Source organism: Algoriphagus sp., from assembly GCF_039969895.1.
In the GTDB taxonomy this organism is placed as follows: domain Bacteria; phylum Bacteroidota; class Bacteroidia; order Cytophagales; family Cyclobacteriaceae; genus Algoriphagus.
Genome location: NZ_JBDVMZ010000012.1, coordinates 875,638 through 902,330 on the forward strand (window position 1 = coordinate 875,638; position 26,693 = coordinate 902,330).

The window sequence follows — 26,693 nt, forward strand, 5'->3', positions numbered from 1 at the left end:
TATGTGCTGTCGGAATTTTCACCTCAAATAGGCTGATAGCATCCAAACAACCTTCTCTTTAGATGTGATGTAATCACTCATCAAAGAGACTGTTCCCTCATCGCCTGAAGCTCCGGCAGCTTCAAGTGTTTCTCTTTCCAGTTTGAGGAGCGTATTCATATTTGATTTGATGATTTCTACCATTTTCATAGGTTCGCTTACCTCTTTCGCCTCTTTTATAGAAGAATTGTCAATGTATTCTTGGTAGGAAGAAAGCGGTCTTGCGCCCAAAGTAAGAATACGTTCTGCCGTTTCATCTACTGCTAGATTCGCAGCATTATACAGTTCTTCAAATTTGGCATGCAGCTCAAAGAAATTTGGGCCTGAAACATTCCAATGAAAATTTCTCAAATTCTGATAGTAAATCTGGTAATTGGCCAATAGGTCATTTAATTTTTCCACCAAAACTTTACTTTCTTTAATTTCCAATCCTATGTCGTTCGTTTTCATCTGTTTGTAGTTTGATGTTTTATGGTTATATGAAATCTCGAATTCACGATAAGCATACTCGGGTTCATAAGTAATTTAATTAAGTATTCAGTAGTAGTAGCACTTGCTGGGTAAGTCCAGCCAAATGGTGTTTTTTCATTCGTGTAAAGCAATCCTTTTTTGAAATCAGTGTGATGCTTGTTCTATCTTTAAGGGTTTAATTTCCCCAGCTTGAATTTAAATTTAAATTTACTCAATGAGGCTATGCCTTCCCAACTGATAAATTCTATCTTCAAGTCATACTATCTATACGATTGGGAAGTTAGTAACGGTAGTAATTCAAGTTAGATTAATGAAAAAAAGATTTCAAGACCTTACTTCGCTGGATTTTTATTCGAATAAAAAGCAGGTCAAATGGATAGTAGTAGCAGCCTCTTTGATCATCGGTGCAGGGTCGATTTGGTACACGAACAGCCTGGTGGAGGAACTGCGTGAGCGGGAACGGCGACAGATAGAATTGCTCTCCAGCGCGCTGGAATATGCCGCTACCACCATGGAGAATCTTACTTTCATCAATCAAGAAATCATCCAACAGAATTATTCTATTCCCATTATCATGGTGGATGCCTTGGGTAAGCCGATAGAATACCGGAACATTCCATTTAAAAAGAATGCTGATGGGGCAGACTCCTTGAAAACCCTGGAGAGTGAATTAGTAGAAATGCGCTCGGAGTATGAACCCATTCTCCTGCCTGATGCTGATATTTTGGTTTATTACAGGAATTCTGAACTCCTTATCAACCTCAAATATTACCCCTATATACAGCTAGGTGTAATTTTGATTTTTGGTCTGCTAGCCTATGCGCTTTTTAACCAGAGTAAAATAGCAGAACAGAATCGCGTCTGGGCGGGACTCACCAAAGAAACTGCACATCAACTCGGTACTCCTATCGCCTCACTGATGGCTTGGATAGATTACCTAAGAAACTCGCCAGTTTGGGAGGAAAACAAGGAAATCATTACCGAAATGGACAAAGATGTAGTGAAGCTGCGAATGGTGACTGAGCGATTTAGTAGCATTGGATCCAAACCGGTAATTCAATCTGGGAACGTCTATGAAACTATAGAGGAAACGATCAATTACTTGCGCCCTAGGATTTCTACCAAAGTTGACCTGAATATTCATGCAGATGCCAAGGATCTGGATGCTATGATGAACAAGCCTTTGTTTGAGTGGGTGATCGAAAATATCTGTAAAAATGCAGTGGATGCGATGAAAGGGAAAGGCAAAATCGATATTGAGATTCTTCAGGACAGTGACAAATTCGTAATCATAGACATCACCGACACGGGAAAAGGTATGGAAAAAAACATGTACAGACGTGTTTTCAATCCAGGATTCTCTACTCGTCAAAGAGGCTGGGGCCTGGGCTTGACGCTGGCTAAGCGTATCGTAGAAGGATACCATGGAGGAAAAATCTTTGTCAAGCAATCCGAAGTTGGAAAGGGGACAACCTTTCGAATTCTGCTGCATGGAAGTCAAGAGGGAGCATCGCAGTTTATTACGGAAGGAATTTTGGAATATTAACTTTGGGTATTTACGAATTACGATTTTGGATTTACGAGGGCAAATTGTACTTCATTCATCACTTCCTATAGTAAACCCTTTCGCTTTTTCAATGATGAAGTCTCCTCGTAACGTTACTGCGACGAGGAACGAGGAAGCAGTCTGGTTGTGTTAATGAGATTGCGAGCCTCGCAAAGACGTACTTCGAAATCCAAAATGCTTTTTTTAATGATGAATGTCGAATGATGAAGTAAGCAACACTGAAACCCCGATTTTTATTCTTCAATTTTAAATTTCCTTCAGGCGGGTCTCCAAATAATTTTTTAAAAGCTCAGAATTGTAGAAAACGATTGAATCTATCAGGAATCTCGTAAATCGTAAATCGTAATTCGTAAATTCTTTACGCCTATTTTTTCACTACCTTTGCCCCCTTAATTTGAAGTCTCCCATGAGTTTGAAAGAAGAAATCCAGAAGCGTAGAACCTTTGCCATTATTGCTCACCCTGATGCAGGAAAGACCACTTTGACTGAGAAGTTATTGCTTTTTGGAGGTGCGATACAGACGGCAGGTGCAGTGAAATCGAATAAAATCGACACAGGAACAAAGTCGGATTGGATGGCGATAGAGAAGCAAAGAGGGATCTCAGTAGCTACCTCTGTTATGGGCTTCGAATACAAAGACATCAAAATCAACTTGCTTGACACACCGGGTCACCAGGATTTTGCGGAAGATACCTACCGTACTTTGACGGCGGTTGATTCAGTAATTATGGTGATTGACTGCGTGAAAGGCGTGGAGATTCAGACGGAGAAGCTCATGGAAGTTTGCCGGATGAGAAACACACCGGTGATCTGCTTTATCAACAAACTCGATCGGGAAGGGCGTGATCCATACGAACTGATCGAAGAGGTAGAACAAAAGCTAAATATTCAGTGCCGTCCGCTTTCCTGGCCGATCGGTATGGGGAAGTCATTCAAAGGTGTGTACAACTTATTTGATCACAAGCTCAATCTTTTTACCCCATCTCAACGAAAACTTAGTGATGTTCGCCAATCATTTGAAGATGTGAATGATCCGGAATTGGATGAATTGATCGGTAGGAGCTATGCAAAACAGCTACGGGATGATGTGGAATTGATCGAAGGGGTGTATCCTGACTTTGATCCATCGGAGTACCTGGAAGGAAAAGTAGCTCCGGTATTCTTTGGTTCAGCTGTAAATAACTTCGGGATTAATGAGATGCTGGATACCTTTATCAAAATCGCCCCGGCACCCAAAAGCCGTAGAACAGAAGATCGCGAAGTGAAGCCTGATGAGAAGAAATTTTCGGGTTTTGTATTTAAGATCCACGCTAATATGGATCCGAATCACCGAAATAGAATTGCTTTCTTGAGAATATGCTCAGGAACTTTTGAGCGAAATAAGCCCTACAATCACGTTCGTGGCCCAAAACCTTTGCGATTTTCCAATGTAACCCAGTTTATGGCGCAGGATAAGGAAATGATCGACGAGGCATTTCCAGGAGATATTGTTGGTTTGTATGATACTGGAAATCTAAAAATCGGCGATACGCTGACGGATGGAGAAGACATGCAGTTTGTAGGTATTCCGAGTTTCTCTCCGGAGATTTTCCGTGAGGTGGTGAACAAGGACGCGATGAAAACCAAGCAACTTGAAAAAGGCTTGAAGCAACTGATGGAAGAAGGTGTAGCGCAATTGTTTACCTTCGATATGGGTTCTAGAAAAGTAGTCGGGACAGTCGGGCAGCTTCAGTTTGAAGTAATTCAGTTCCGACTGAAAAACGAATACAATGCCACGGTGGAGTTTCATCCTATGAACCTGTACAAAGCCTGCTGGATCACAAGTAAGGATAAGAAACAATTAGAAGAATTTGTCCGCTCCAAAAACCGTCACATCGCTCATGACAAGGATGGCAAGCTAGTCTTTATGGCCGAGTCAAAAGCTTGGCTTCAGATGGTCATGGATAATTATCCTGAGATAGAGTTTCACTTTACTTCTGATATTTAATGATAAACCTTCCAGGTTTTTAAATCTGGAGGGTTTTTACTTTAGGGATTACTTTTCAATAGTGTAGTTAAATTTTGTAGATCCAGGCTTACCGCCTCCACTAATTCCTTCTATCTCTCCATTTATCAAATGCTCTGCATCAGAATTATAGAAAGATACAGATGCCTTTCCCGACGAATCTGTCTGGATATTCGGTGCCCAAAAAAGAGTGGCGCGCTGATCTGGTTTAGGAAGTGAACTGATATCTGCTGGATATTTGGGTGAGTAGAATTCCTTTTCCACCTGATAGCCCTTCATGGTCAATGCGGCATCCTGTTGGATTGTTTTTTTATCAGTACCAAGGTCTTTCCTAGTGTAAAATCCAATTACTCCATTTGATCCTCTTGCACCGAATATCGCCGTGTCCGCTCCCTTCCATACTCGGTAGCCTTCGATTTCTTGCACAGGGATAGTGAGCAAGGATTCTAGTCTGACTTGAATGTCATCCACCATGAGCATCGGTTCCATACTGCTGTTGATGGAATTCACTCCTTGGATGTGAATCTTCGCGCTTTCTCCATATCCCGTTATTTGCACGCCGGCTACTCTACCTCTCAGTAGGTCTATCGGATTCAGCAGGTTTTCCAGTGCCGGCTTGCCAGCCACTTGCATCTGTACAGTTCCAGCGCCATAAGTACTGGAGATATTGGAGGGTTGATCTATTCTTTTTGCCCTCACTTCTACTCCCTCAAGGGCAAATTCCGAGTTATCAAAGTCAAATGCTTTATCAATAGCTAGACGCACGGCAGCGTTGGTTAAGAAATTTTGATCGAGAGCAGAAGGCTGGGTAAAATCAGAATAGAGTTGGTAGAATAGCTGTGGCGAACTATAGGAGCTTTCTGTCAAAATAGTAGCTATTCTACCATTGCTTGTTTTCCCCTGTAGGATTATTTTCGTAGAGTCAAAGAAGATAAGGTCTTGGATTTCAAACTCACCTTTAGAATTGGTTACTGCAGTTTTTGACTCTGGGAAGGGGAATAAGGATAGGTAGGATACAGTTCCCGATTCTATAGGCTGATTTTTCTTTTCATCAGTAAGTACTCCTCTGATCGTCAATCCTTTTTCAACGCCATATTCAGGATCTGTCACCTTTTCGCTCAATGCCTCTTTTATCGTAAATCGCCGCCAGCCTTGCGTCAGCATAAGGATGTCCAGGTCTTTTGCGCGATCCTGATTGCTGGGATTGAAATAATAACCCGGCGATTCGATATGTCCTTTCAGTTCTGAGGAAAGTAAAAGGTTCGATTGTATCGTTTCTTTGTTTTCAGACAAAGCTACCTGACTTCCGTCAACTACGCTTAAAGACATATTAGCAGCGACTGGATTTCCTTCTTTATCCTTTGCTTCAATGTCAATTTGAACTCGTTCTCTAGGCTTATAAACCGATTTGTCCATGGATGCTGTGATGGTCATCTGATCTTGATGATCGATGAAAACTAGCCGCTCTGCCAAGGGATTTCCGGCCTCATCTAAAACAGTGATTTGAGCGATTCCTGAGGGAAATTCTTTCTTTGGGATTCGGGTAAAGCTTACTTTCTTTGATAGATCAGCTTGACTGGATGCACAGACTATTCCACGTGTTTGCGCCAAAAGATAGACAGTTTGAAGGGTGGAATTCTCTGAAGCTTGAACCTTCACGAGGAGATCTGCTGTAGTAGGCGAATTCGTCACAGAGAGAATTATTCCTGAATCAAGGGCTTTTGGTAGCGTTACTATTTCTTGGCTATTCTCGATCGTTGCCGTGTATTTCTTCCTTTCTTTGGGCATCAAGGCAAAAACGCCCATCCCAAATTGATTGCTTTCAAATGTGGCAACTTCCTTTTCGCCTTCATAGACTTTTCCGCTCACCACTTTACCCAAGCCATCCATTCCGATAGCTTTGAAGCCTACTTTACTCATGATCCCATTGATTAAATTACCTCCTTCGGGAAAGAACTGAAGAGCTATAGTTTCATCACTTAGGGCGTTATTGATGGGGTCTTGGGTATTCCATATTTTTATCTGCTTATGAAAAAAATAGGCTTCATCGGCATTCCGCATCCAATTGGTATAGGAGCGAACTAGGTAGTTTCCTGAGGGAAGTGATTCATCTAATTCTAGCTGACCTGCCGCAAAACCTTCTCTAGAAAATAGCTGATCCTGCTGTATTACTTCACCGGAACTATTGATCAACTCTACATAAATAGTGTTGCTGAATAACGATGGTTCATGGTATGAACCCGCTGTGAGATAGACTTTAAACCAAATTGTCTCACCTGCGGAATAGTTTGGTCTGTCTAGGTGGAGATAAACCTTTTCTTGAGGAAGCTCGGTGATATACCTTTTGAATCCTGCGATGATCCTCTCTAAGGGATTAGAGAGTGGAGAAAAGGAGAAGAGTAAAATGGTAAAGATGGTAATAAATACCGTCGAGCTAAACTTATTTATTTTTAGATAAGCCATCATAGGATAGGTGTTTAGATGAAAAAGAGATATAATCTATATTGTAAAAATGAAAGCACAACCCATAATCAATGAGTTGTGCTGACTTGCTTCTACAAGACTATTAATTCATCAAGTGTCACATTCTGTCTCTATTAAAACTACAATTACATTCTGACAAAATGGGTCGCCTGTTGACCAAAATAGCTCTCCACATCCATTGTAATAATCTGTTCTAGTACAACCATTCATTCCATATCCAGATTGATATGGCAATAAAGTATTGATTAAAATGGCTAAGGTAACGACAAGCACTGTCTTTAATTTTTTCATGATTTTTTTAATTTGGGTTTATTTTTGATGGATTATACGCCATTTTATTTGAAGGGTTTTCCTAATTCTAGGAATTCAAACTATTTTTTAAATCAATCCTATATGTGTTTTTCAGCTGGATAAAATAAAGTAGGTCCATCCAATAATCGTCACATCGCTCATGACAAGGATGGCAAGCTAGTCTTTATGGCCGAGTCAAAAGCTTGGCTTCAGATGGTCATGGATAATTATCCTGAGATAGAGTTTCATTTTACTTCGGATATTTGATAATAAACCCTCTAGATATTAGAATCTGGAGGGTTTATACTTTATTGTCCATCTAGATCGTAGCGAGTCAAGTTGGGCTTCCCATCGTCATGATAGGATATTAGAAATTCATCATCACTTGAAACAGTAATAAATTCTACTTCATGATCCAGATTAAATCTCTTTATTTTATTCCCCTCCCAATCATATACAAGCACTATATCGCTTAGATAAGGATCTATAGAGAAGTCTTTTCCAGAGAAAAGTAGATAGATGTAATTATTTGTTGCTGAGCTTGATATAAAACCAAATTTGTTTTCCTGTTTAAGGTTTGCTGATATACTTTTTTCATCATCATTAGGTTTTGTTTCTGGAGCCCAACCTTCAAATACATAAGAAGATTTTACCTCCTTTTCTCCATTAATATTTAGGATTTCAAAATATGGAGCATATTTAGTGGTGCATAGTATTTTATCTCCAGATGGTTTTAAAATAAGATCTCCTTGTTGACTCATTGGAACATTACCCGATTGTGCATTTCCATCGGTGAATGGGTATGGGATATCCAAAACTTCAAATTCATTAGAATTTGCTCTTGACATAGCAAATTTCAAATCAAAAATACCAGTACCAAAAAATAATGAATCACTTATTTTTAGTAGTTTTTGATAATTAAAATTGAAGGCTCTAGATGTTTGATTATAACAAGAATCTATTTTATCATCAATTGCCTTGATGTTCATTTCCTGATATTTCCAGTTTTTTCTGCCATATAATCCAATTGTATTTGAGTTATTCCCAATTCTTTGAATTGTAGTTGGGAAAATTATTTCACAGGGGCCTTCTCCAATTTTCCCAAATCTGCGTAATCTATTGCTGTTCTCAAGATCGAATGTTTTAAAATGGTATTCATCTGGATCTGCAACTATCAACTGATTATTTATCAATTCAATATCAAAGGCTTGGTTTAGCATAGCTGAAAAATCCAGATATTTGCCTTTAATATTTTTTTCGTCAGGAAAATCATTAAAGAAGGATTTAGAATCTTTTGGGGATGTGCAGGAGGAAAGTATTAATACAAATAGAATCGTGTTTTTCATCGATTTAAAAGAAATGGCGAGAATGGTATTCTCGCCAAAGTTGAAATAAATTAACATGCAGCTTGTTTACCAATGAAAACATAGATTTCTGTAATAGGATCTCCATTTTCATCTACACCTTCAACCATTACTCTGGTACATTCATCTGAACCGGATTTACATCTTGTGCAATCTTCACCTGCCATAGAAGGGGTGATAAATGCGAAAGCGCCGAGCACTAACACTCCAGAAAATAAAATTAACTTCTTCATAATAATTAAAATTTACCTTAAAAAAATCCCTTTGAGTAGGCGGATTCGTTTTCCTAATCGGTTGGCCAAAAGATCACTAGCAATATAGGTGGGGGGGGGTTAAAAAGCAACTAATTTGTAAAATTATTTTAAAGAATTAATATTCAGCAAAAAACACCTTTTTAAACTTAAATCGTTGCCCATTAAATAAACCTTTATCGCTCAGCTTCAAATCAGGAATCACCAATAAGGCCATAAAGCTTAGCGTCATAAATGGAGAGTTAAGCGTAGCTCCCATTTCCTTGGCAAGTCTATCAATCTTCGTGTAAGCAGCAGCAACTTCATAACCGTCCGAAACAGACATAATTCCTGCTACAGGAAGTGGAAGTATTTCTTCCTAATCTCCAGAGACAGCAGAAACTCCGCCTTTCGCCTCGATTATCAGATTCACAGCCTTGCAGATGGATTCATCATCGATTCCAACTGCGATGATATTGTGCGAATCATGCCCCACAGAAGAAGCAATGGCACCGGTTTTCAATCCGAAATTCTTGATAAATGCCACCGCTGGTGGAGCATCCTCGTAGCGATTGACCACGGTAATTTTTAAGATATCTTCGTCTGGAATCGATTCTGCGAAGCCATTTTTGATTAGAATCTCTCCTGAGATTGCTGGCGTGATCAATTGTCCGTCCAAGGCTTCGATCACTCTGACTTTGGAACCATTTGCTTTGAGCTGAAAGTCTTCTGGCTTCTTGAGTGAAGTATTGAAATTATTGATGATGTCGTTTGTGATTGGCTGAATCAGCGTTTTACCATTCTCCGCTACCTTCTCTCCATCTATATAAGTGCTGATGACTTCGAAATCTTTCAGGTCTTTTACCAGAATAAAATCAGCTGGATCGCCTTCTCTGAGTTGTCCCACATTTAAAGAATAGTGAGCGATCGGGTTCAAACAAGCAGCCTGAAGTACATTAAACACATCTTTTCCTTTTGCGACAGCTCTTGCTGCAAGTTCATTAATATGAGAAACTGCCAGATTATCCGGATGCTTATCATCCGAGCAAAACATGATCATCTCAGGGAATTCATCGATGAGGTCGATCAGTGCCTCAAAGTTTTTGGCGGCGGAGCCTTCACGGATAGCGATCTTCATCCCAAGTTTTAATTTTCCCAAAGCCTCCTCAGCCGTAAAGCATTCATGATCGGTGCTTGGGCCAGCGCTTACATATTTTTCAGCCAATTCGCCTTTTAGTCCTGGCGCATGTCCATCGATAGGTTTACCGTATTTCTTTGAGATTCGGATTTTCTCCATCACCAATTCATCCCTATCCACCGTTCCTGGCCAATTCATCATTTCCGCTAGGTAATGAATCTCTGGGCGAGACATCAGATTTTCTATGTCTGCGGCATTGATCTCTCCGCCTGCCGTCTCAAATGGCGTGGCCGGCACACAGGATGGAGCGCCGAAGTAGAACTTGAAAGGAACCTGATTTCCATTGTCAATCATGTATTCCACACCCTGCATTCCGCAGACATTGGCGATCTCATGTGGATCTGAGACAGTCGCCACCGTGCCATGAACAACGGCAAGTCGAGCGAATTCTGAAGGGACGAGCATGGAGCTTTCCACATGCACATGCGCATCTATGAAGCCAGGCATCAGAAAAGGAAGATTCTCTGAAGTGTTGATTTTTTTGAGAGAAGATATTTTGCCTTCGGAGAAAATGAGTGAAACGGGATAGATTTCACGATTTAGGATATCGACGAGTTGACCTTGGATCTGCATGAAAATGTGTGGCTGAATTACTTGGAGAGAATCTTTATTAGCGATTCGGTTCCGAGGGTTAGGGATAGGTTTGGATTAAAACTACTATATTTGCGCAGCAATAAAAAAACGAATCAAGCGGGTTTTTGAATGAATAAAATCGTCATCGCCATCGATGGGTACTCAGGATGTGGGAAGAGCTCCACGGCCAAAGCAGTAGCAAAGGACTTGGGATATACCTACATCGATTCCGGAGCCATGTACAGAGCGGCGACCTTACATTTTTTAAACAACTTCCTGTCCCCAGCCAACCCACATGATGTGGAAAAGGGGTTAAAATCACTAGAAATTTCTTTTCACCTTAATCCTGAAACACTCAAACAGGAGACATATCTGAATGGCTTGAATGTGGAAAAGGAGATTCGCACGATGCGAATTTCTAATAAAGTATCTGAGATCGCTACTGTTGCTAGTATTCGGAAAGAGTTAGTCGCTCAACAGCAGCGACTGGGCAGGAAAAAAGGCGTGGTCATGGACGGTCGAGATATTGGCTCTGTGGTTTTTCCAGAGGCGGATCTGAAGATTTTCATGACTGCTGATCTGGACACTCGAGCTGCTAGAAGACAGGAGGAGTTGCTTGCAAAAGGAGAGCTAGTGGAATTAGATGCAATAAAAACAAACCTTTCAGACCGGGATAGGGTTGATTCTACACGATCAGAGAGTCCTCTGATGAAAATGCCGGAAGCGGTGGAGGTAGATACAAGTAATAGTACCTTTGGAGAGCAAGTGGGAAAAATAGTCCATTTGGCACGTCAAATTATTGATAAAAAATAGAGCTATGCAGGTAACCATTGATAAAAACTCTGGGTATTGCTTCGGTGTGGAATTTGCCATTAAGATGGCAGAGGACGAAATGGAGCAAAGTGACCAGTTGTATTGCTTAGGTGATATTGTGCATAATGATATGGAGGTTTCTCGCTTGAGCGCAAAAGGCCTTGTGGTAATTGATCGGGAGGAGTTGGCTGGATTACATGATTGTAAGGTGCTGATTCGAGCTCATGGGGAACCGCCTGAGACCTACAGAACAGCGATTGAAAATAACATCGAATTGATCGACGCCTCTTGCCCAGTCGTACTAAAGCTTCAGCATAGAGTAAAGAGTGCCTTCGACAAAATGGAGCGAGAAGAAGGTCAGATCGTTATTTATGGTAAAAAAGGCCATGCCGAAGTGATTGGGTTGACAGGTCAGACCTTAGAAAAAGCCATTGTGGTGATGGAAGACGCAGATCTGGAAAAGATTGATTTCACCAGACCAGTTACTCTTTTCAGCCAGACCACAAAAAGCACCAAAGGCTTTTATGAAATCTCTCAAAAAATAGAAGAGCGGATTCAAGCAGCAAGGCAAGAGCTCTCTAGGGAGACATTCAATGCAAATGATTCCATTTGCAGACAGGTTTCTAACAGAGAGCCACAGTTACATCGGTTTTCGCAGGAAAATGATGTGATTTTATTCGTTTCTGGGAAAAAGAGTTCAAATGGAAAAGCACTTTACCAAGTCTGCCTAGCTCAGAACAAGAGAAGTTACTTCATAGAGAATGAGTCAGAGATAGATCCTGACTGGTTTCAGCTCGAGGATAAAATTGGAATTTGTGGTGCGACTTCCACTCCCATGTGGCTAATGGAGCAAGTCAAAACCTATGTGGAATCTCTCGAAGAAGGCGTGATTTCGGTGTAATTAGCAAGAATTTAAAATCTCAGGAAGCCATTCTTCCAAAAGTTCAAACATTAAAGTTCAGATTCCCTCAAATTAAAAAGGTTATTTATTAGATTTGGGGCGTTTTTCAAAAGCTCATAGTTCAAAAACAGATATGTCTAAAATAGTGAAGCTTAAGAAAGGTTTTGACATCAATATGGTGGGAAAAGCTAAGCAAGAGCTGGCTGATTTCGCCCCGGCGCAAACCTTCGCAATTAAGCCGACAGACTTTATAGGGCTCCAACGCCCAAAAGTACTTGTCAATGAAGGAGATACCGTAAAGGCTGGTACTCCAATCTTGATCGACAAAGCATTGGATCAAGTAATTTATGCAGCTCCTGTTTCCGGCAAAATTGTCGAAGTGAAGCGTGGGGATCGTCGCAAGCTACTTGAGATCAGTATTTTGGCGGATGCTACCATAGCTTACGAGCAATTTGGTCAAGTGGACATCGCTTCCCTTGATAGAGATGCTTTGGCGGCTAAACTTGCGGCAAGCGGCACATGGCCTTACATCATTCAACGTCCTTTCGGCATCGTAGCGAATCCAGCGGAAACTCCAAAGAGTATTTTCATCTCTGGATTTGATACTCACCCGCTAGCTCCAGATTATGGTTTTGCTTTGCAAGGCCAGGAGAACTATCTACAAGCAGGAATCGAAGCCTTGGCAAAATTGACAAGTGGCAAAGTTCATCTAAATGTGGATGGTTCTAAAGGTACTCCAGCTGTTTTTGCTAATTTGAAAGGTGCGCAAGTAAATAAATTTTCGGGGCCTCACCCTGCTGGAAATGTAGGCGTACAGATTCACCATTTGGACCCTATTAATAAAGGAGAACTTGTCTGGACAGTTTCGCCATATGGCGTAGCTCAGATTGGTAAATTTATTTTGGAAGGTATTTACGATGCATCCAAGGTGTTGGCTGTGACTGGATCTGAATTAACTAAGGCCGCCTACGTGAAGACCTATACTGGAGCAAATGTTTCTTCATTTGTGAAAGGAAATCTTAACTCAGGTCATGTTCGGGTAGTTTCTGGCAATGTACTTACGGGAGAGAAAATTTCTCTAGAAGGTTTTGTAGGGTTCTACCACAATCAGATCACGGTTATTCCTGAAGGCGATTACTACGAGTTTATGGGTTGGGCAAAGCCTACCACCAGACTTAGTTACCATAGAGCTTTAGGGTTGCTTTCTTTCTTGACTCCAAATAAGGAATTCGTCTTAGATTCTAACGGTAGAGGAGAAGAAAGGGCATTTGTTCAGACAGGTGTTTTTGAGTCTGTTACTCCTATGGATATACTTCCTGTTTATCTTTTGAAAGCCATCATGGCTGAGGATTTTGATGAAATCGAAGAATTGGGAATCTATGAGATCGTAGAAGAAGATTTAGCTCTTTGTGAGTTTGTGGATGTGTCTAAACATCCTGTGCAGGAGTTGGTGAGAAAAGGAATTGAATTAATCCAATACAGTTAATCCATATGAAGTTTCTAAGAGATTTATTGGACAAGCAGAGGCCAATGTTCGAAAAGGGCGGTAAGCTTGAAAAATTATATTATGCATTTGAGGCGGGAGAAACGTTCCTATTTAGCCCAAATCACACGACAGGAATCAAAGGAGCACAAGTAAAAGATGCTATTGACCTGAAGCGAATGATGATCACTGTGGTGATTGCCATGATTCCTTGTTTGTTATTCGGAATTTATAACACTGGCCATCAGCATTTCCTAGCTACCGGTGGGACTACTGGTCTTTGGGATAATTTTGGAGACAAAACTTGGGTAGGTGTAATGCTTGTCCTTCCTATTGTTTTAGTGGCCTACACAGCGGGTGGGATAGTTGAAGCGATTTTCGCAGTCGTACGAAAGCACCCAATAAATGAAGGCTTCCTAGTGACCGGTATGCTTATTCCATTGGTAGTGCCTGCGACTACGCCATTATGGCAAGTCGCCTTGGCAACTGTATTCGCAGTAGTGATTGCTAAAGAAGTATTTGGCGGCACAGGGATGAACGTGCTAAACGTGGCGATGACAGCCAGAGCATTCTTGTATTTCGCTTACCCAGCTCAGATCTCAGGTGATCAGGTATGGACTTACTTAGGCGATAAAATGCCAGTTGATGGCTTCTCAGGTGCTACTGCCCTTGCGGTGGTTTATAATGCAGGCGTGGAGGGTACTCAGTCAGCGGTAGAAGCACTAGCCAGTCACAACACTGTGCTTGGATCTGGATTATTTGATTTTACCAATCTTTTCATGGGATGGATCCCAGGTTCTATAGGGGAAACATCTACTTTGATGGCCTTAGTTGGTGCGTTGATTTTGGTAGCAACAGGTGTGGCGAGCTGGAAAATCATAGTTTCAGGTTTTGCTGGAGCATACATTATGGGTTTTGTGATGAATCTATTCGCAGTGAATGAATACATGGCATTGCCGCCTCAGTATCACTGGGTAATGGGAGGCTTGGCATTCGGTATTGTATTTATGGCAACAGATCCGGTGTCAGCAGCTCAGACAGAAGTCGGTAAGTGGATTTATGGTCTTTTAATAGGCGTTCTTACAATAATCATACGAGTGACTAATCCAGCGTATCCCGAGGGAATTATGCTGGCGGTTCTATTCATGAACGTGTTCGCTCCATTGATCGATTATTATGTAGTAAAGGCAAACAAAACAAGGAGGATACAACGTGCAACAGTCTAATACTTATATTATAACATTCTCCGTCATTTTGACGGTAGTTTTGGGGTTACTTCTTTCTGGAACTTCCCAGTTGCTTGGTCCTATGCAGAAGGAAGCTATTGCTTTAGATAACAAGAAGCAGATCCTAGGTGCTGTTATTTCCGGTGAGGAGATTGCAGCAATGACACCACAAGAGGTGAATGAATACTATAACAGTAGAATCGCTTCATTGGTAGTAGATATTAACGGTAAAGAAGTGACTGAACAAAATGGGGTAGCTGTAACAGCAGAAACTGTGGATATAGCTAAGAACTATAAGAAGTCAGCTGATGAGAGATTGTATCCGGTATATATTTATCATGGAGAGGGAAATCCGAATGATGTCTCTAACTACGTATTGCCTCTCTATGGAGCAGGCCTTTGGGATGCGATTTGGGGATATATTTCCTTAGATACAGATATGAATACTGTAGGTGGTATCACCCTAGCTCACGCCGGCGAGACTCCTGGTCTAGGTGCTAGAATCACAGAACCGGGCGTTCAATCCAGGTATGAAGGCAAGACTATTTTTGATGATTCTGGAAATCTTGTAGCTATAGAAATGCAAAAAGGTGAAGGTAAAGATTACTCTTCCGACCCACATCAAGTAGATGGATTGTCTGGAGCTACTATCACTGCAAAGGGAGTAAATAATATGCTGAAGAATTATCTTGGCTATTATCAGGCTTACATTGAAAAAAAGAAGTCATCTACTACGGTAGCTGCACTTTAATCTAACTATCAACTCAAGAAATATTTAAACATGAGTGCTGAAACAGTAGAAAAAGCAATTGAGAAAAAGCCAGCTGAGGCATTATTCTCTAAGCGCCGTAAAAAACTTGTCTCTGATCCATTGGTGGATGAAAACCCGATTACCATTCAGGTACTTGGTATTTGTTCGGCATTGGCTGTGACTACGCAGATGAAGCCAACTTTGGTAATGGCCATATCGGTTATTTTCGTGGTAGTAATGTCCAACTTGGTCATTTCTTTGATGAGAAATACCATTCCTAGCCGAGTGAGAATTATTGTGCAGCTTGCTGTAGTTGCTACATTGGTGACCCTAGTAAGTGAAGTATTGAAAGCTTTTGCTTATGACATGTACAAAGAACTTTCTGTGTTCGTAGGATTGATCATTACCAACTGTATTGTGATGGGCCGTCTGGAAGCTTTTGCTCTGGGCAACAAACCTTACGATTCAGTATTGGATGGTTTTGGATCTGCTTTGGGTTATTCTTGGATCATCCTTACCGTAGCATTCTTCCGTGAGCTTTGGGGATCAGGAGCTGTGTTTGGAATTCCCGTTTTTGAATATGTGTCTGGAATATTCGGTCCAGATTTCAAATTGGCTACGAATGGTCTAATGGTATCACCTGTAGGAGCATTTATCATCCTGGGATTGATTATCTGGGTACAGCGTACCAAAACTGGATATGTAGAACACTAAAACAAGCTGAAGAAATGGATTTATTTAATTTAGGTATTCGGTCGATTTTTATCGACAACATGATTTTCGCTTACTTCCTTGGGATGTGTTCTTTCTTGGCAGTTTCCAAAAAGGTAAGCACCGCAATTGGTCTTGGTGCAGCAGTAATCTTTGTCTTGACAGTGACTGTTCCAGTGAACTGGCTATTGAACGAGTTTGTGCTGAAAGAAGGAGCTTTGACCTGGGCTAGTGCTGGATTGGCTGATATTGACCTCTCTTTTTTACGTTTTATCATGTTCATTGCGATTATCGCGGCAATGGTTCAATTGGTAGAAATGATCGTGGAGAAATTTGCACCTGCATTATACGGAGCACTAGGTATCTTCCTTCCTTTGATCGCAGTGAACTGTGCGATTCTAGGTGGGTCACTTTTCATGGCACAAAGAGATTATACCTTAGCCGAATCTGCAGTCTATGGATTTGGCTCAGGAACTGGATTCTTCCTTGCTATGGTAGCTTTAGCTGCTATCCGTGAGAAATTGAAGTACTCACATGTTCCGAATGGATTGAAAGGATTGGGAATTACAATGCTTTTAACCGGTCTAATGGGAATTGCATTTATGTCCTTTATGGGAATTGACTTGTAAAAAGCTGGAAGACCGATGACTGGTGACCGATCTTGCTTGAAAACTGGCGTGTGTCACACTCTTTGGTTCAATTGTTTTTTATAAGCATAAAAACTAAAAATTATACTAATAAAGCTCTGGGACAATATCTCAGAGCTTTTGTTTTTAGTGGTAATTGATTTTTGTCAATTCCCTCGTAACTTTTGAGCAGTAAAGATATTAACTAAAATCCTGATTAAAATGAAAAACCTATTGTGCTTATTTTGTCTCCTAACCTTGTCCTTTTCAGTTTCTGCACAGGGAGATAGTTGGATCGAGCTGTTCAACGGCAAGAATCTGGACGGATGGAAAATTTCCGAGAATCCTCAATCTTTCCAAGTGGAGGATGGGATAATTAAAGTGGCGGGACCTCGCGGGCATGCCTTTTATGTTGGAGATGTAGCGAATCATGACTTTAATAACTTTGAAGTAATTGCCGAAGTGAAAACTATGCCAGGAGCAAATTCAGGAATTTTTATACATACTCAATACCAAGAAAACGGCTGGCCAAATATTGGCTATGAAATACAGGTAAATCAAAGTCATACCGATTGGAGAAAGACAGGTAGCGTGTATTCCTTCCAGGATGTAAAAGATGTCTATGTAAAAGATGGCGAATGGTACACCGAACATATCATCGTTCAAGGTGATGTAGTCACTGTGAAGATCAATGGAGAAACAATCAATGTTTACGACCAGTCTAAAGATGAAAATCGTAAAGACGGTTTGGGCTCTAAAAAACTAGATCACGGTACAATAGCACTACAAGCACATGATCCTAACTCTGTGATTTATTATAAAAGTGTAAAAGTAAAAGTCCTTCCAGACTAATTGAGGAGAAATTTAACTATAACTTATCATCACCTGAAAATCCTGATTATTCTTCAATAAAAATCAGGATTTTCCTTTTACAGCCATGGCATTTACTTACAAGCGCATCATTTCATATTTTCTACGGGGGATGTTATTCGTCACTCCTTTGGCAGTCACTTTTTATGTTATCTATCAAACGATCCTTTTCCTTGATAATTTAATACCAGTTCCTCTACCAGGAATTGGCATCTTGATGGTATTGGGGTTGATTACCTTCGTTGGGTACTTAGCCAGTCTTTTCTTTGCCAAGCCGATTTTTGACTGGTTTGAGAGAGGCTTGATTAAAATTCCACTGGTCAATTTGATTTATACCAGCATCAAAGATTTGATGGGAGCATTTGTGGGCGACAAAAAGAAATTCTCCTCACCGGTCAAAGTTCAATTGAGCGATACCTTCATCCGATTGGGCTTTGTCACACAGGAGGACATGTCCATCGTCGGGGAACCTAACATGGTTGCCGTTTACTTCCCGCATAGCTACAATGTCTCTGGTAATGTGTTCTTGGTGCCAAAAGAAAAAGTAACGCCATTAGTTGGGGTTAAAAGCTCTGACGTGATGAAATTTATGGTTTCGGGTGGAGTTTCCCCTTTAATTTAATTTTTTCAAGAAAAAAGTTAACTAAGAACTTGCTTCTTTCTTTCTTTCTTTCTTTCTTTCTTTCTTTCTTAGATAAAATTATTGTTCATTTCTAAATTTATTTATCATGAAGAAAAAAGTTCTTTTGGCATTTTTGCCTCTTTCATTCTTGCTATGTTTTTTTAGCATTCAGCCTTCCGTTGCGGATTGTAAACCAGGTCATAGTTCCACTGGAAACCAAGATTTCGGAGGTCCAAACGGTCGTTGGGAATTAGTATGTGATAAGGCACATTCTGCTGTTTGCTGTGTATCTCATCCATCACCTCCGGAAGAAGAGGAAGGGTAATTAATTCTTTTCAATCAGGCTAGGATTTCGTACTCCTAGCCCATTTAATAAAAACATGTTTAAATACCTTTTATTCGTAAGCTTAAGCTTTTTCTTTTTTTCTTGTGTATCAGAGAAATCAGATTTGGAAAACCAAAGTTTTTATACAATTAATTTAAATTCGGCATTTACAGAGTCAGTTGATTTTATAAGTGACACTACTTTCATACCATTAGAGTTTTGTGATGATTGTATAATAGGGGATATTTCAAAGGTCCTGAAAACGCCAGATGGATTTATTATTTCAGATAAAAGAGTTACTAAACGAGTACTCAAATTTAACAATGATGGAGGATTTGAATTTGTAATCGGGGCTCAGGGTGATGGATTAGGAAATTATGTATTACCCTTTGACATAAGTTTAATTCCTGAAACTAATAGGTTGGCGGTCTTAGATCAAAATCAAAAAAAGATCATTATTTATTCTCTCGTTGATGGAAAGTTTATAGAAGAAATACCAATTAACTTCCAAGCAAAGTCCTTACACTATATATCGCCAAACTTACTTGCAGTCCATTTAGATGGACAGTTTTCAGGAAAGGAATTAGATTATCTAGCGGGAATACTGGATCTTCAAAAAAATGAGTTTATATACCAAGAAGTTTTAGATTTCTCTAAAACTGATCAGAATAAAACAGCGGCAGACTTTCTAAAAGGAAGTAAAGATCTTTTGTTTTCTAAGTCATTAAATGACACCATATATGTAGTAGGTAAAGATGGGTTTACCCCCAAGTATTTGGTTGATTTTGGAGATAAAAGAGTTTCTGACGAAATAAAAAAGTTGCCACTTATGGATATGAGAACTAGAATGATGAGAGAAGTTCCATTCTATCATAATGGAAATTTCATTGAGAATGAAAAATATTTATTCTTTTTGTGGTGGGGAGAGGATGAATACGAAAACTTTACTTTATTTGATAAAAAAGAAAATCAGACCCTAAATTACCACGGGAAAAATATAATTTTCAAAAGACCATTTTATATTACTGAAGATTATATGCTGTCGTATTTGTTGAATGAAGATTATGAGAATATGGGAGTAAATCAGCAATTTTTTGGGCTTTCTCAAAACCAAGTCTTAATTAAAATTAGCTTCCGGAATTAATAACGATTACAAATATTCTCATTGAATACCTATAATCAAGGCTTATGATACCGCACAAAAGCTATCCACTCTCCATCAGGTGACCAGCTGTGCACGTTGATAGTACCTTGACCTCCATAGAATACTTCCGTTAGATCTTTGATCTTTTTGGTCTCCACATCTAGCAAGCGAAGTTTGACATCTTTCCCAAAGGGGTGAGATCCTTTTTGATCTTCGAGATAGGAAATGATTACTGCTGATTTATTGTTGGGCGAAGGATGCGGAAACCAATTGTCCAAGGAGTCATCAGTCAGTTGCTCAGCGCCAGTTCCATCTGGTTTCATTCGGTAGGCATGCATTCTTCCCGTGCGGTTCGAGTTGAAATAGATCCACTTTCCGTCGTAAGAGTATTCAGGACCATCATCGAGTCCTTCGGCATCAGTCAATCTAATTTCTTCGCCGCCAGCTGTAGGAATAGAGTAAATATCCCAAAGTCCATCTCGCTCAGCACAATAAAGCAGGGTCTTCCCATCTGGACTGATCCCATGCCAATAGCTAGGATGTTTTGGGGTAATCAGCTTTAATTCTCCTCCATCCATTGGCATAGTATAAATACGTGAACTTGTGCCTTCATCACTTTTGCTGATCACAAGCGTTTCGCCGTCAAAACTTATCCCATGATCGTTGTTTGCTCTGGAGATTTTATCAGGCTGAATTTGCCCCAGTTTGTTTCCATCCAAATCAACTTTCTCCAAGAATCCTCCCGAATTAATCAGCAGGTATTCTCCATCTCTCGACCAGTTTGGCGCTTCAAAATGACGGACTTCTTTTAAGACTGTTTTTTGCGAACCTGTTTTCACATTTAGAATTACTAGTTCGCTAACAATTCCTTCAGGAACCTGAGCGGTCAATGAAAATGAAATAGCGTAAAGGATTAATGTAAGTGTGTATTTGGTCATGAGCTTTTGTATAAAATGAATTTAGTGATTTTTGAGATCCAGTCAAATCAATTAAATCCAAGTACTACAGATTTTTTAGTAGATCAAATTTTAGCTATAAGGGGCGATATTTAATTTTACGTTGTTGTTTGAAGTTTAGCATGCTATTGATCAGCCTAGAGTTGTTAATGATTTCGGGAGATTTCTATAGAGTTGATAATCAGTTTTTTGCGAATGGCTTCATAATTTTAGCTGATATTCGCGAAATATTGAAGACTAAAGTTGAATTTTATCTCCCATAGTTTTTCAGCTAGCAAATGGCGAACACAACACGCCAGGTATATTTTTAGGCAAAAAGGCAAGTCTGAAACTCTTGGAAATCCAATGTCTAGATGTATTTTAGGGAACTTATTCTAATTACAATCGTCCCGTTACTATTATATAAATATCAGGCTATGAGCAAGGAAGAAAAGACCGCATATTCTCAAGAGGAATTGAAAGAATTTGAAGAGATAATCTTGAAGAAACTCGTCAGTGCTAAGGAGGAATTACTTTCGCTCAAAGAGTCGCTAAGCAAGAAAAATGACAGTGGTACCGATTTCACGGCATCGACTTCAAAGTTACTCGAGGATGGCGCAGACACGCTGGAGCGGGAAAGTCAAAATCAATTGGCCGCTAGACAACAGAAGTTTATCTATAACTTGGAGAATGCACTCATCCGGATTAAGAATGGCACCTATGGCGTTTGTGTAGATACCGGCAAGCTCATAGCAAAAGAAAGATTGATGGCAGTGCCTCATACCATGCATTCCATAGAGGCAAAGCTTGCAAAAAAATAAGTTTTGGATTTTCTACACAGGCATATCGAAGCATTGATTTTTTGTGCACCTACACCTTTGCCTAAGGTGGAGATAGTCAAATGCTTGACTGAAATGTTTGAAGCCGAAATTCCCGAGACACACGTAGATCAGGCTATTGAAGATTTAGTGGAAAAGTACCAAGGGGAAGATTTTTCTTTTCAGTTAGAACACTCGGGAGGTGGATTTCATTTTTTGACAAAACCTGCCTATCAGACGTCAATTGGGATTCTATTGCGTCAGCAATCTCAGAAAAGGCTATCAACAGCGCAGCTCGAGACCTTGTCAATTATTGCCTATAAGCAGCCAGTAACGAAAGGGGATATTGAGCAAATCAGAGGTGTAAACAGTGATTATTCAGTGCAGAAGCTTTTGGAAAAGGAGTTAGTAGATATCAAGGGGAAATCAGATGGCTTAGGGCGACCGATTCTGTATGGAACCTCTACTAAGTTCATGGAATATTTTGGGATCAATGAGCTATCGGAGTTGCCACAACCAAAGGATTTTCTGCAACCTGACAATCAAATAGGTGAGGAACGTGATTAACCGGGTAGTTTCACCTTAGCTAATTGGCTGATTAAATACTTGCTGCCCGAAGTCACTTCTTCGCATAAAACCTGAGTTCTCCGGGTCTCACCTTTTTCGAACTCTCGTCCTGCGAGTAAAAATCTTTTTCCAACCTTTATATCTGATAGGAATATCACATGCTCGAAGCTATTGTTCTTGTCGTATTTGCTTAGTTCTTTCATGAGAAAAAGATCTGCAGATGAACTTGCTTTTGGATTTCTCATGTGCTTTCGCAAAGGAATAAGCAGATCAGTTGGAAAATAAGCGGTGGATAAGAGGGGCAACATTAGTTTCTGAAAGGTAGATTTCCATTCCGCTCCATGCGGGGGGATTTCGATGCCAAATTTCACGAATGCATGTAGATGCGCCACTTCATGAATGAAGGTGAGAAGGAATTGGTAAGGATTAAGATCAGCGTTGATTGTGATGGTTTGGATCTGGCGATCTCTTCGATATCTAAAGTCTCCAAGTTTAGATTTTCTAGTGGCGGTGGTTTTAAATGAGAAAGGCTCTTTTTCCCAAAGAGCCAAGGCATAACCGACAGCCGGGGCAGGTAGTTTTGAATCTAGTATTTGCTTTAGTTTTTCTGAACTATCCATAGCGAAAACTACAAAAAAAAAGAGTCCCGAATTATCGAGACTCCATACTTTCAGAGAAGAAAGAATTATTGAGCTGGCTCAACTACTTCGACAACCTCTTCTACAACTACAGTAGAATCAGCTTCTTCGATGATAATTTCTTCTTCAATAACAGGCTCTTCAACTACCTCGATAGTTTCAGTTTCTTCTGTTACTTCTTTGTTACCGCATGAAGCTACTGCGAACATGCTAGCGATTGCGAAAATTGCAAATACTTTTTTCATTTTTTGTGGTTTTCTTAATTACGGTGCAAATGTATTATTCTTTTGATCAATAAAACAATAGCCGTTCAAATATATTTTATTTGTTTTTATAGATGATTTTTACAGGCACACCTTCAAAGTCAAAGTTTTCCCGAAGCCGGTTCTCCAGATATCTCGTGTAGGGGGATTTGATGTATTGTGGAAGGTTACAAAAGAACGCAAAAACAGGGTTTTTGGTCGGTAGCTGTGTGGTGTATTTGATTTTGATGTACTTCCCTTTCCATGCTGGAGGAGGATATCGCTCTATCTCTGCGAGCATGACATCGTTTAATTTGGAGGTTGAAATTCTCCTGGTTTTATTTTCATATACCTTGACGGCCAACTCAATTGCTTGAAAAATTCTTTGTTTTTCAAGAACTGAGGTGAATATGATCGGGATCCATTTATTTTCTCCTAATTTATCCAACATATCATCCTTGATCTTTCCCATAGTTTTATGGTCCTTTTCAATCAAGTCCCATTTATTCACCATGATCATCACACCTTTGTTGTTTTTGATCGCTAGGGAAATCAGGTTCATGTCCTGAGATTCAAGCCCTCTTGTGGCGTCCACTATGACTATTACTACGTCTGACTCCTCCAACGTTCTTAAGGAGCGCATCACTGAATAGAACTCTACGTCCTCGGTTACTTTGGATTTTTTTCTAATTCCTGCAGTATCCGTGATGATGAAATCCTGTCCAAATAGCTGATAACGAGTATGTATGGAGTCACGCGTTGTGCCTGCTTCATTGGTGACAATAGAACGATCTTTTCCGATCAATGCATTTAGGAAAGAAGATTTTCCCACATTTGGACGTCCTAGGATTGATATTTTAGGAGTATCAGAATCAGGGTCTTCCACACCTTCGTCATCGAAATGTGTAATCACTGCGTCTAGCAATTCACCCGTTCCACTACCACTAGCAGAGGCTACAGGATATACTTCAAAGTCACTTACACCCAATGAATAAAACTCATGTGCTGCAAAACTCTTCTCTTGATTGTCAGCTTTATTGGCTACTACGTAAATAGGTTTTTTACTGCTTCTTAATTCCTTTGCGAATTCACTATCCAGATCTGTCAGACCTGTGTGGCAGTCCACGACGAAGAGAATCACATCCGCCTCTTCTATGGCAAGCTTCACTTGTTTGCGAATCTCAGCTTCATACATGTCGTCCGAACCGGTCACGTATCCACCTGTGTCAATTACAGAGAAAAATTTGCCCGACCACTGTGCATGACCGTAATGCCGATCACGAGTTACGCCGCTCATATTGTCTTCAATCGCCTTGCGTTCTTCCACCAGTCGGTTAAAAAGAGTGGATTTACCTACGTTAGGTCTTCCTACTATCGCTACTATATTTGCCATGATTAGGTTGGGTCGTACCCAAATTTTTTCAGTTTCAATTTATTTTTTCTCCAGTCTTGCTCCACCTTCACGAAGGTTTCGAGGAAGACTTTTTTACCGAAGAATTTTTCCAATTCTTCGCGTGCTTGTATTCCCACTTTTTTCAGTGCAGCACCTTTGTCACCTATAATAATTCCTTTTTGGCTATCACGTTCTACATAGATTACTGCTCGAACACTGATGATATTTTTCTTCACTTTGAAATCTTCTATAGAGACTTCAGAGCTGTAGGGAATCTCTTTTTTATAATTCTCAAAGATTTTCTCCCGGATGATCTCAGAGGCAAAAAACCGCTCGGATCGATCTGAAAGTTCCGCTTTGTCATAAAATGCAGGGTGCTCTGGAAGTCTGTCTAGAATTTCCTGCATGACCTTTTCAGTATTGAATTTTTCTCCTGCGGATATAGGGATAACTACTTCAGTCTTAATTCTCGAAGTCCAGTATGTTGTTACTTCTTCTAGTTGACCTGGTTTTGCTAGGTCTATTTTGTTGACTACCAATAAAACTGAGACACCAGACTCGTTGATTTTTTCGATCACATGTTCGATATCCGCGTCAGTCTCATACAAGTCAGTGACAAAAAGAATGATATCCGCATCTTCTAAAGAGATATTAACGAAGCTCATCATGTTTTTTTGCAATTCATACTGCGGCTTGAGCATCCCAGGAGTATCTGAGAACACAATCTGATAATCATCAGAATTAGTCAGGCCAATGATTCTGTGTCGGGTAGTTTGTGCTTTGGAAGTGATTATAGAAAGGCGCTCACCCACAAGGATATTCATCAATGTAGATTTGCCCACATTTGGTTTACCTATGATGTTGACGAAGCCTGCCTGATGTTTTGGTGAATCCATTGTAGAAATTTTTTACAAAGGTACTTGATTTTTATGGACTCCTGACGATTGAGCTTATTTGGCAAAATAAAATTTGGCTATGACGGGGGTTAGACTTTTACCTTTTAGAACTGTGTGTAATGATTTGAGAAGCAATTGACTGATGAAAATGAAAGTGAGTTTTTCGATAAAGTAGCAGAAGAAAACTGTGCTAAATTTTCATCTATTCCTAATATTTTTCTTGGCATGAATTTGCATTCCAAAAATAATCGCCTACTTTTGTATCACAATAAGCCACAAGGGCAGATTAGCAAAGAAAAAAAAAGCTTATAGCTTTATAGATATATCGCGGGATGGAGCAGTTGGTAGCTCGTCGGGCTCATAACCCGAAGGTCACAGGTTCGAGTCCTGTTCCCGCTACTTGGTAACTCCGGACAATGTCAAAATTGTTCGGAGTTTTTTGTTTTTCAGGGGTTTAGCATTATTTCGAATCTGTTTGAATCTGTTATATTCGGATGGTTTTGTCCCAGTTTTTGTCCCAGATATTGTCCCAGTTTTTGTCCCAGTTTTTTATGCTCTTTTTGCTCCGCTTTTTATTGTGACTATTTTGGGGCATGATTGACATCAAAATTTCTGCTGTTCTGAACCCAAAAGCAATTCCCTCATCAGGTGGCCAGGGGATTTATTTGTGCATAAATTGGAAAGTTCGACATTACATTAATCTCAAACTTGAGAAAATTCCTAAAAATGCTTGGTCTGGAAAAACCACCAAATGGGTGAATACTAATTACCAGTATGCAGATTTTCAAAATTTTGTAAATCAATATCTTACATTGGTTTTGTCAACTGTTTTTGTAAAATTCCGGCATTCTTTTCACGGGTTTTTTGAAAGCACCGCCGATGCTTAGTGTGTACCCTTCGGAGAGGGTGAATTTACTCATGGCCGGCACCTATTTTAGCAGGGATTTGTACTTTATTTTGTCCTCAAGTCACTTTCAGCGATGTGTGATCCATGTGTAGTGAATGTGTATAATAGGGCTTTCCAGCCACCAGACAGTATTCCGGGTCAGAAATATCGAAAAAATGTCTCTACGCTACATCTGATCAAGTCCAAAAAGGAACTTAGTTATTGGCTTCACGAACTAGCTAACTGGGATCATCTACACCATGAGTTTGTCCATGAAAAAACGGTCAATCCCATTAGGAGAAAGTTTTAGTATAAACACAAACTGTTGAGACTTTTCTTCTTGATTTTGAAAAGTGCCTCTTATAACCTTTTTGCCTACCTGGAAAAGACCAGAATCCCAAAATCCACCAATGGGCTAGAGTCATAATTCGGACATTTAAAAATCTGAATCATATACACTCTCTTTTCCCTCAAGAAATCAAGGCGAAAAAAACAATTTACTTAATTTACTCTTTCACATAATGTTATCAAAAACCTTGAATTAGTACCTGAAGTGAGGGCAAATACATTTTTTAGAGAGTTAAGTTATTTTTTTTGTATTTATATAAATTTAGTAATAATGTA

General features: G+C 39.9%; 25 protein-coding genes, 1 tRNA gene and 1 pseudogene. 16 read left to right on the forward strand and 11 right to left on the reverse strand.

What is annotated here, in order from left to right; all coding sequences use genetic code 11:
• Positions 1 to 18: 18 nt before the first annotated feature.
• Complete coding sequence (locus ABJH64_RS09895; RefSeq protein WP_348276395.1) at positions 19 to 489, reverse strand: DNA starvation/stationary phase protection protein; 471 nt, start codon at positions 487 to 489, stop codon at positions 19 to 21.
• A 331-nt stretch (positions 490 to 820) separates the two neighbouring features.
• On the opposite strand from ABJH64_RS09895, the gene ABJH64_RS09900 reads away from it, so the two are divergent.
• Both ABJH64_RS09900 and ABJH64_RS09905 read left to right on the forward strand, forming a co-directional pair.
• Positions 821 to 2,056: an ATP-binding protein gene (locus tag ABJH64_RS09900; protein WP_348276396.1), complete on the forward strand. Its 1,236-nt coding sequence runs from the start codon at positions 821 to 823 to the stop codon at positions 2,054 to 2,056.
• Positions 2,057 to 2,483: 427 nt separating this feature from the next.
• Positions 2,484 to 4,064, forward strand: coding sequence for a peptide chain release factor 3 (locus ABJH64_RS09905; RefSeq protein WP_348276397.1), 1,581 nt, complete (start codon positions 2,484 to 2,486; stop codon positions 4,062 to 4,064).
• 48 nt (positions 4,065 to 4,112) lie between these two features.
• On the opposite strand, the gene ABJH64_RS09910 is transcribed toward ABJH64_RS09905, so the two are convergent.
• From ABJH64_RS09910 to ade, 5 genes and pseudogenes are all read right to left on the reverse strand, one after another.
• Positions 4,113 to 6,548 carry a TonB-dependent receptor plug domain-containing protein gene (locus ABJH64_RS09910; protein ID WP_348276398.1) on the reverse strand — a complete coding sequence of 812 codons (2,436 nt, stop codon included), beginning with the start codon at positions 6,546 to 6,548 and terminating at the stop codon, positions 4,113 to 4,115.
• A 108-nt stretch (positions 6,549 to 6,656) separates the two neighbouring features.
• A complete protein-coding gene (locus ABJH64_RS09915) occupies positions 6,657 to 6,857 on the reverse strand; it encodes a hypothetical protein (RefSeq protein WP_283414668.1) in 201 nt (66 codons plus the stop codon).
• Positions 6,858 to 7,165: 308 nt separating this feature from the next.
• Positions 7,166 to 8,203: a BF3164 family lipoprotein gene (locus ABJH64_RS09920; protein ID WP_348276399.1), complete on the reverse strand. Its 1,038-nt coding sequence runs from the start codon at positions 8,201 to 8,203 to the stop codon at positions 7,166 to 7,168.
• Positions 8,204 to 8,253: 50 nt separating this feature from the next.
• Positions 8,254 to 8,454 (reverse strand): hypothetical protein, encoded by a 201-nt coding sequence (locus ABJH64_RS09925; RefSeq protein ID WP_348276400.1) that lies wholly within the window; start codon positions 8,452 to 8,454, stop codon positions 8,254 to 8,256.
• Between the two features lie 136 nt (positions 8,455 to 8,590).
• Positions 8,591 to 10,222 (reverse strand): annotated as a pseudogene (gene ade, locus ABJH64_RS09930) (adenine deaminase).
• Positions 10,223 to 10,351: 129 nt separating this feature from the next.
• On the opposite strand from ade, the gene cmk reads away from it, so the two are divergent.
• From cmk to ABJH64_RS09985, 11 genes are all read left to right on the forward strand, one after another.
• Entirely contained in the window at positions 10,352 to 11,035 is a 684-nt protein-coding gene (gene cmk / locus ABJH64_RS09935) for a (d)CMP kinase (RefSeq protein WP_348276401.1), read from the forward strand.
• A 4-nt stretch (positions 11,036 to 11,039) separates the two neighbouring features.
• Positions 11,040 to 11,936, forward strand: a complete 897-nt coding sequence (locus ABJH64_RS09940) for a 4-hydroxy-3-methylbut-2-enyl diphosphate reductase (protein WP_348276402.1) — start codon at positions 11,040 to 11,042, stop codon at positions 11,934 to 11,936.
• A gap of 133 nt (positions 11,937 to 12,069) precedes the next feature.
• Positions 12,070 to 13,422, forward strand: coding sequence for a Na(+)-translocating NADH-quinone reductase subunit A (locus ABJH64_RS09945; protein WP_348276403.1), 1,353 nt, complete (start codon positions 12,070 to 12,072; stop codon positions 13,420 to 13,422).
• Positions 13,423 to 13,427: 5 nt separating this feature from the next.
• A complete protein-coding gene (locus ABJH64_RS09950; RefSeq protein WP_348276404.1) occupies positions 13,428 to 14,645 on the forward strand; it encodes an NADH:ubiquinone reductase (Na(+)-transporting) subunit B in 1,218 nt (405 codons plus the stop codon).
• The gene (gene nqrC, locus ABJH64_RS09955) at positions 14,632 to 15,396 is read left to right on the forward strand and encodes an NADH:ubiquinone reductase (Na(+)-transporting) subunit C (RefSeq protein ID WP_348276405.1); all 765 of its coding nucleotides are present in this window, start codon (positions 14,632 to 14,634) and stop codon (positions 15,394 to 15,396) included. Before ABJH64_RS09950 ends, nqrC begins: the two co-directional genes overlap by 14 nt.
• 30 nt (positions 15,397 to 15,426) lie before the next feature.
• The gene (locus ABJH64_RS09960) at positions 15,427 to 16,110 is read left to right on the forward strand and encodes an NADH:ubiquinone reductase (Na(+)-transporting) subunit D (protein WP_348276406.1); all 684 of its coding nucleotides are present in this window, start codon (positions 15,427 to 15,429) and stop codon (positions 16,108 to 16,110) included.
• 14 nt (positions 16,111 to 16,124) lie between these two features.
• The gene (gene nqrE / locus ABJH64_RS09965; protein ID WP_348276407.1) at positions 16,125 to 16,736 is read left to right on the forward strand and encodes an NADH:ubiquinone reductase (Na(+)-transporting) subunit E; all 612 of its coding nucleotides are present in this window, start codon (positions 16,125 to 16,127) and stop codon (positions 16,734 to 16,736) included.
• A gap of 219 nt (positions 16,737 to 16,955) precedes the next feature.
• Complete coding sequence (locus ABJH64_RS09970) at positions 16,956 to 17,585, forward strand: DUF1080 domain-containing protein (protein ID WP_348276408.1); 630 nt, start codon at positions 16,956 to 16,958, stop codon at positions 17,583 to 17,585.
• Positions 17,586 to 17,670: 85 nt separating this feature from the next.
• Complete coding sequence (locus ABJH64_RS09975) at positions 17,671 to 18,225, forward strand: DUF502 domain-containing protein (protein WP_348276409.1); 555 nt, start codon at positions 17,671 to 17,673, stop codon at positions 18,223 to 18,225.
• A 106-nt stretch (positions 18,226 to 18,331) separates the two neighbouring features.
• Positions 18,332 to 18,550, forward strand: a complete 219-nt coding sequence (locus ABJH64_RS09980; protein ID WP_348276410.1) for a hypothetical protein — start codon at positions 18,332 to 18,334, stop codon at positions 18,548 to 18,550.
• A gap of 55 nt (positions 18,551 to 18,605) precedes the next feature.
• The gene (locus ABJH64_RS09985; protein WP_348276411.1) at positions 18,606 to 19,694 is read left to right on the forward strand and encodes a 6-bladed beta-propeller; all 1,089 of its coding nucleotides are present in this window, start codon (positions 18,606 to 18,608) and stop codon (positions 19,692 to 19,694) included.
• A 35-nt stretch (positions 19,695 to 19,729) separates the two neighbouring features.
• On the opposite strand, the gene ABJH64_RS09990 is transcribed toward ABJH64_RS09985, so the two are convergent.
• Entirely contained in the window at positions 19,730 to 20,632 is a 903-nt protein-coding gene (locus ABJH64_RS09990) for a DUF5050 domain-containing protein (protein ID WP_348299643.1), read from the reverse strand.
• 434 nt (positions 20,633 to 21,066) lie between these two features.
• Here ABJH64_RS09990 and ABJH64_RS09995 point away from each other — a divergent pair, with 434 nt between their 5' ends.
• Together ABJH64_RS09995 and scpB are read left to right on the forward strand one after the other, a co-directional pair.
• Positions 21,067 to 21,450, forward strand: coding sequence for a TraR/DksA C4-type zinc finger protein (locus ABJH64_RS09995; protein ID WP_348276413.1), 384 nt, complete (start codon positions 21,067 to 21,069; stop codon positions 21,448 to 21,450).
• Between the two features lie 3 nt (positions 21,451 to 21,453).
• A complete protein-coding gene (gene scpB / locus ABJH64_RS10000) occupies positions 21,454 to 22,014 on the forward strand; it encodes an SMC-Scp complex subunit ScpB (protein WP_348276414.1) in 561 nt (186 codons plus the stop codon).
• Here scpB and ABJH64_RS10005 read toward each other — a convergent pair.
• The 4 genes from ABJH64_RS10005 to era all read right to left on the reverse strand — a co-directional run bounded on the left by ABJH64_RS10005 (position 22,011) and on the right by era (position 25,183).
• Entirely contained in the window at positions 22,011 to 22,634 is a 624-nt protein-coding gene (locus ABJH64_RS10005) for a SprT-like domain-containing protein (RefSeq protein WP_348276415.1), read from the reverse strand. The genes scpB and ABJH64_RS10005 overlap by 4 nt on opposite strands.
• Positions 22,635 to 22,699: 65 nt before the next feature.
• Positions 22,700 to 22,897: a hypothetical protein gene (locus tag ABJH64_RS10010; protein WP_348276416.1), complete on the reverse strand. Its 198-nt coding sequence runs from the start codon at positions 22,895 to 22,897 to the stop codon at positions 22,700 to 22,702.
• Between the two features lie 76 nt (positions 22,898 to 22,973).
• Positions 22,974 to 24,287 carry a ribosome biogenesis GTPase Der gene (gene der, locus ABJH64_RS10015; RefSeq protein WP_348276417.1) on the reverse strand — a complete coding sequence of 438 codons (1,314 nt, stop codon included), beginning with the start codon at positions 24,285 to 24,287 and terminating at the stop codon, positions 22,974 to 22,976.
• Positions 24,288 to 24,289: 2 nt separating this feature from the next.
• The gene (gene era / locus ABJH64_RS10020; protein WP_348276418.1) at positions 24,290 to 25,183 is read right to left on the reverse strand and encodes a GTPase Era; all 894 of its coding nucleotides are present in this window, start codon (positions 25,181 to 25,183) and stop codon (positions 24,290 to 24,292) included.
• Positions 25,184 to 25,509: 326 nt separating this feature from the next.
• Here era and ABJH64_RS10025 point away from each other — a divergent pair.
• Positions 25,510 to 25,582: transfer RNA gene (locus ABJH64_RS10025), tRNA-Met, on the forward strand.
• The last annotated feature ends 1,111 nt before the right edge of the window (positions 25,583 to 26,693 follow it).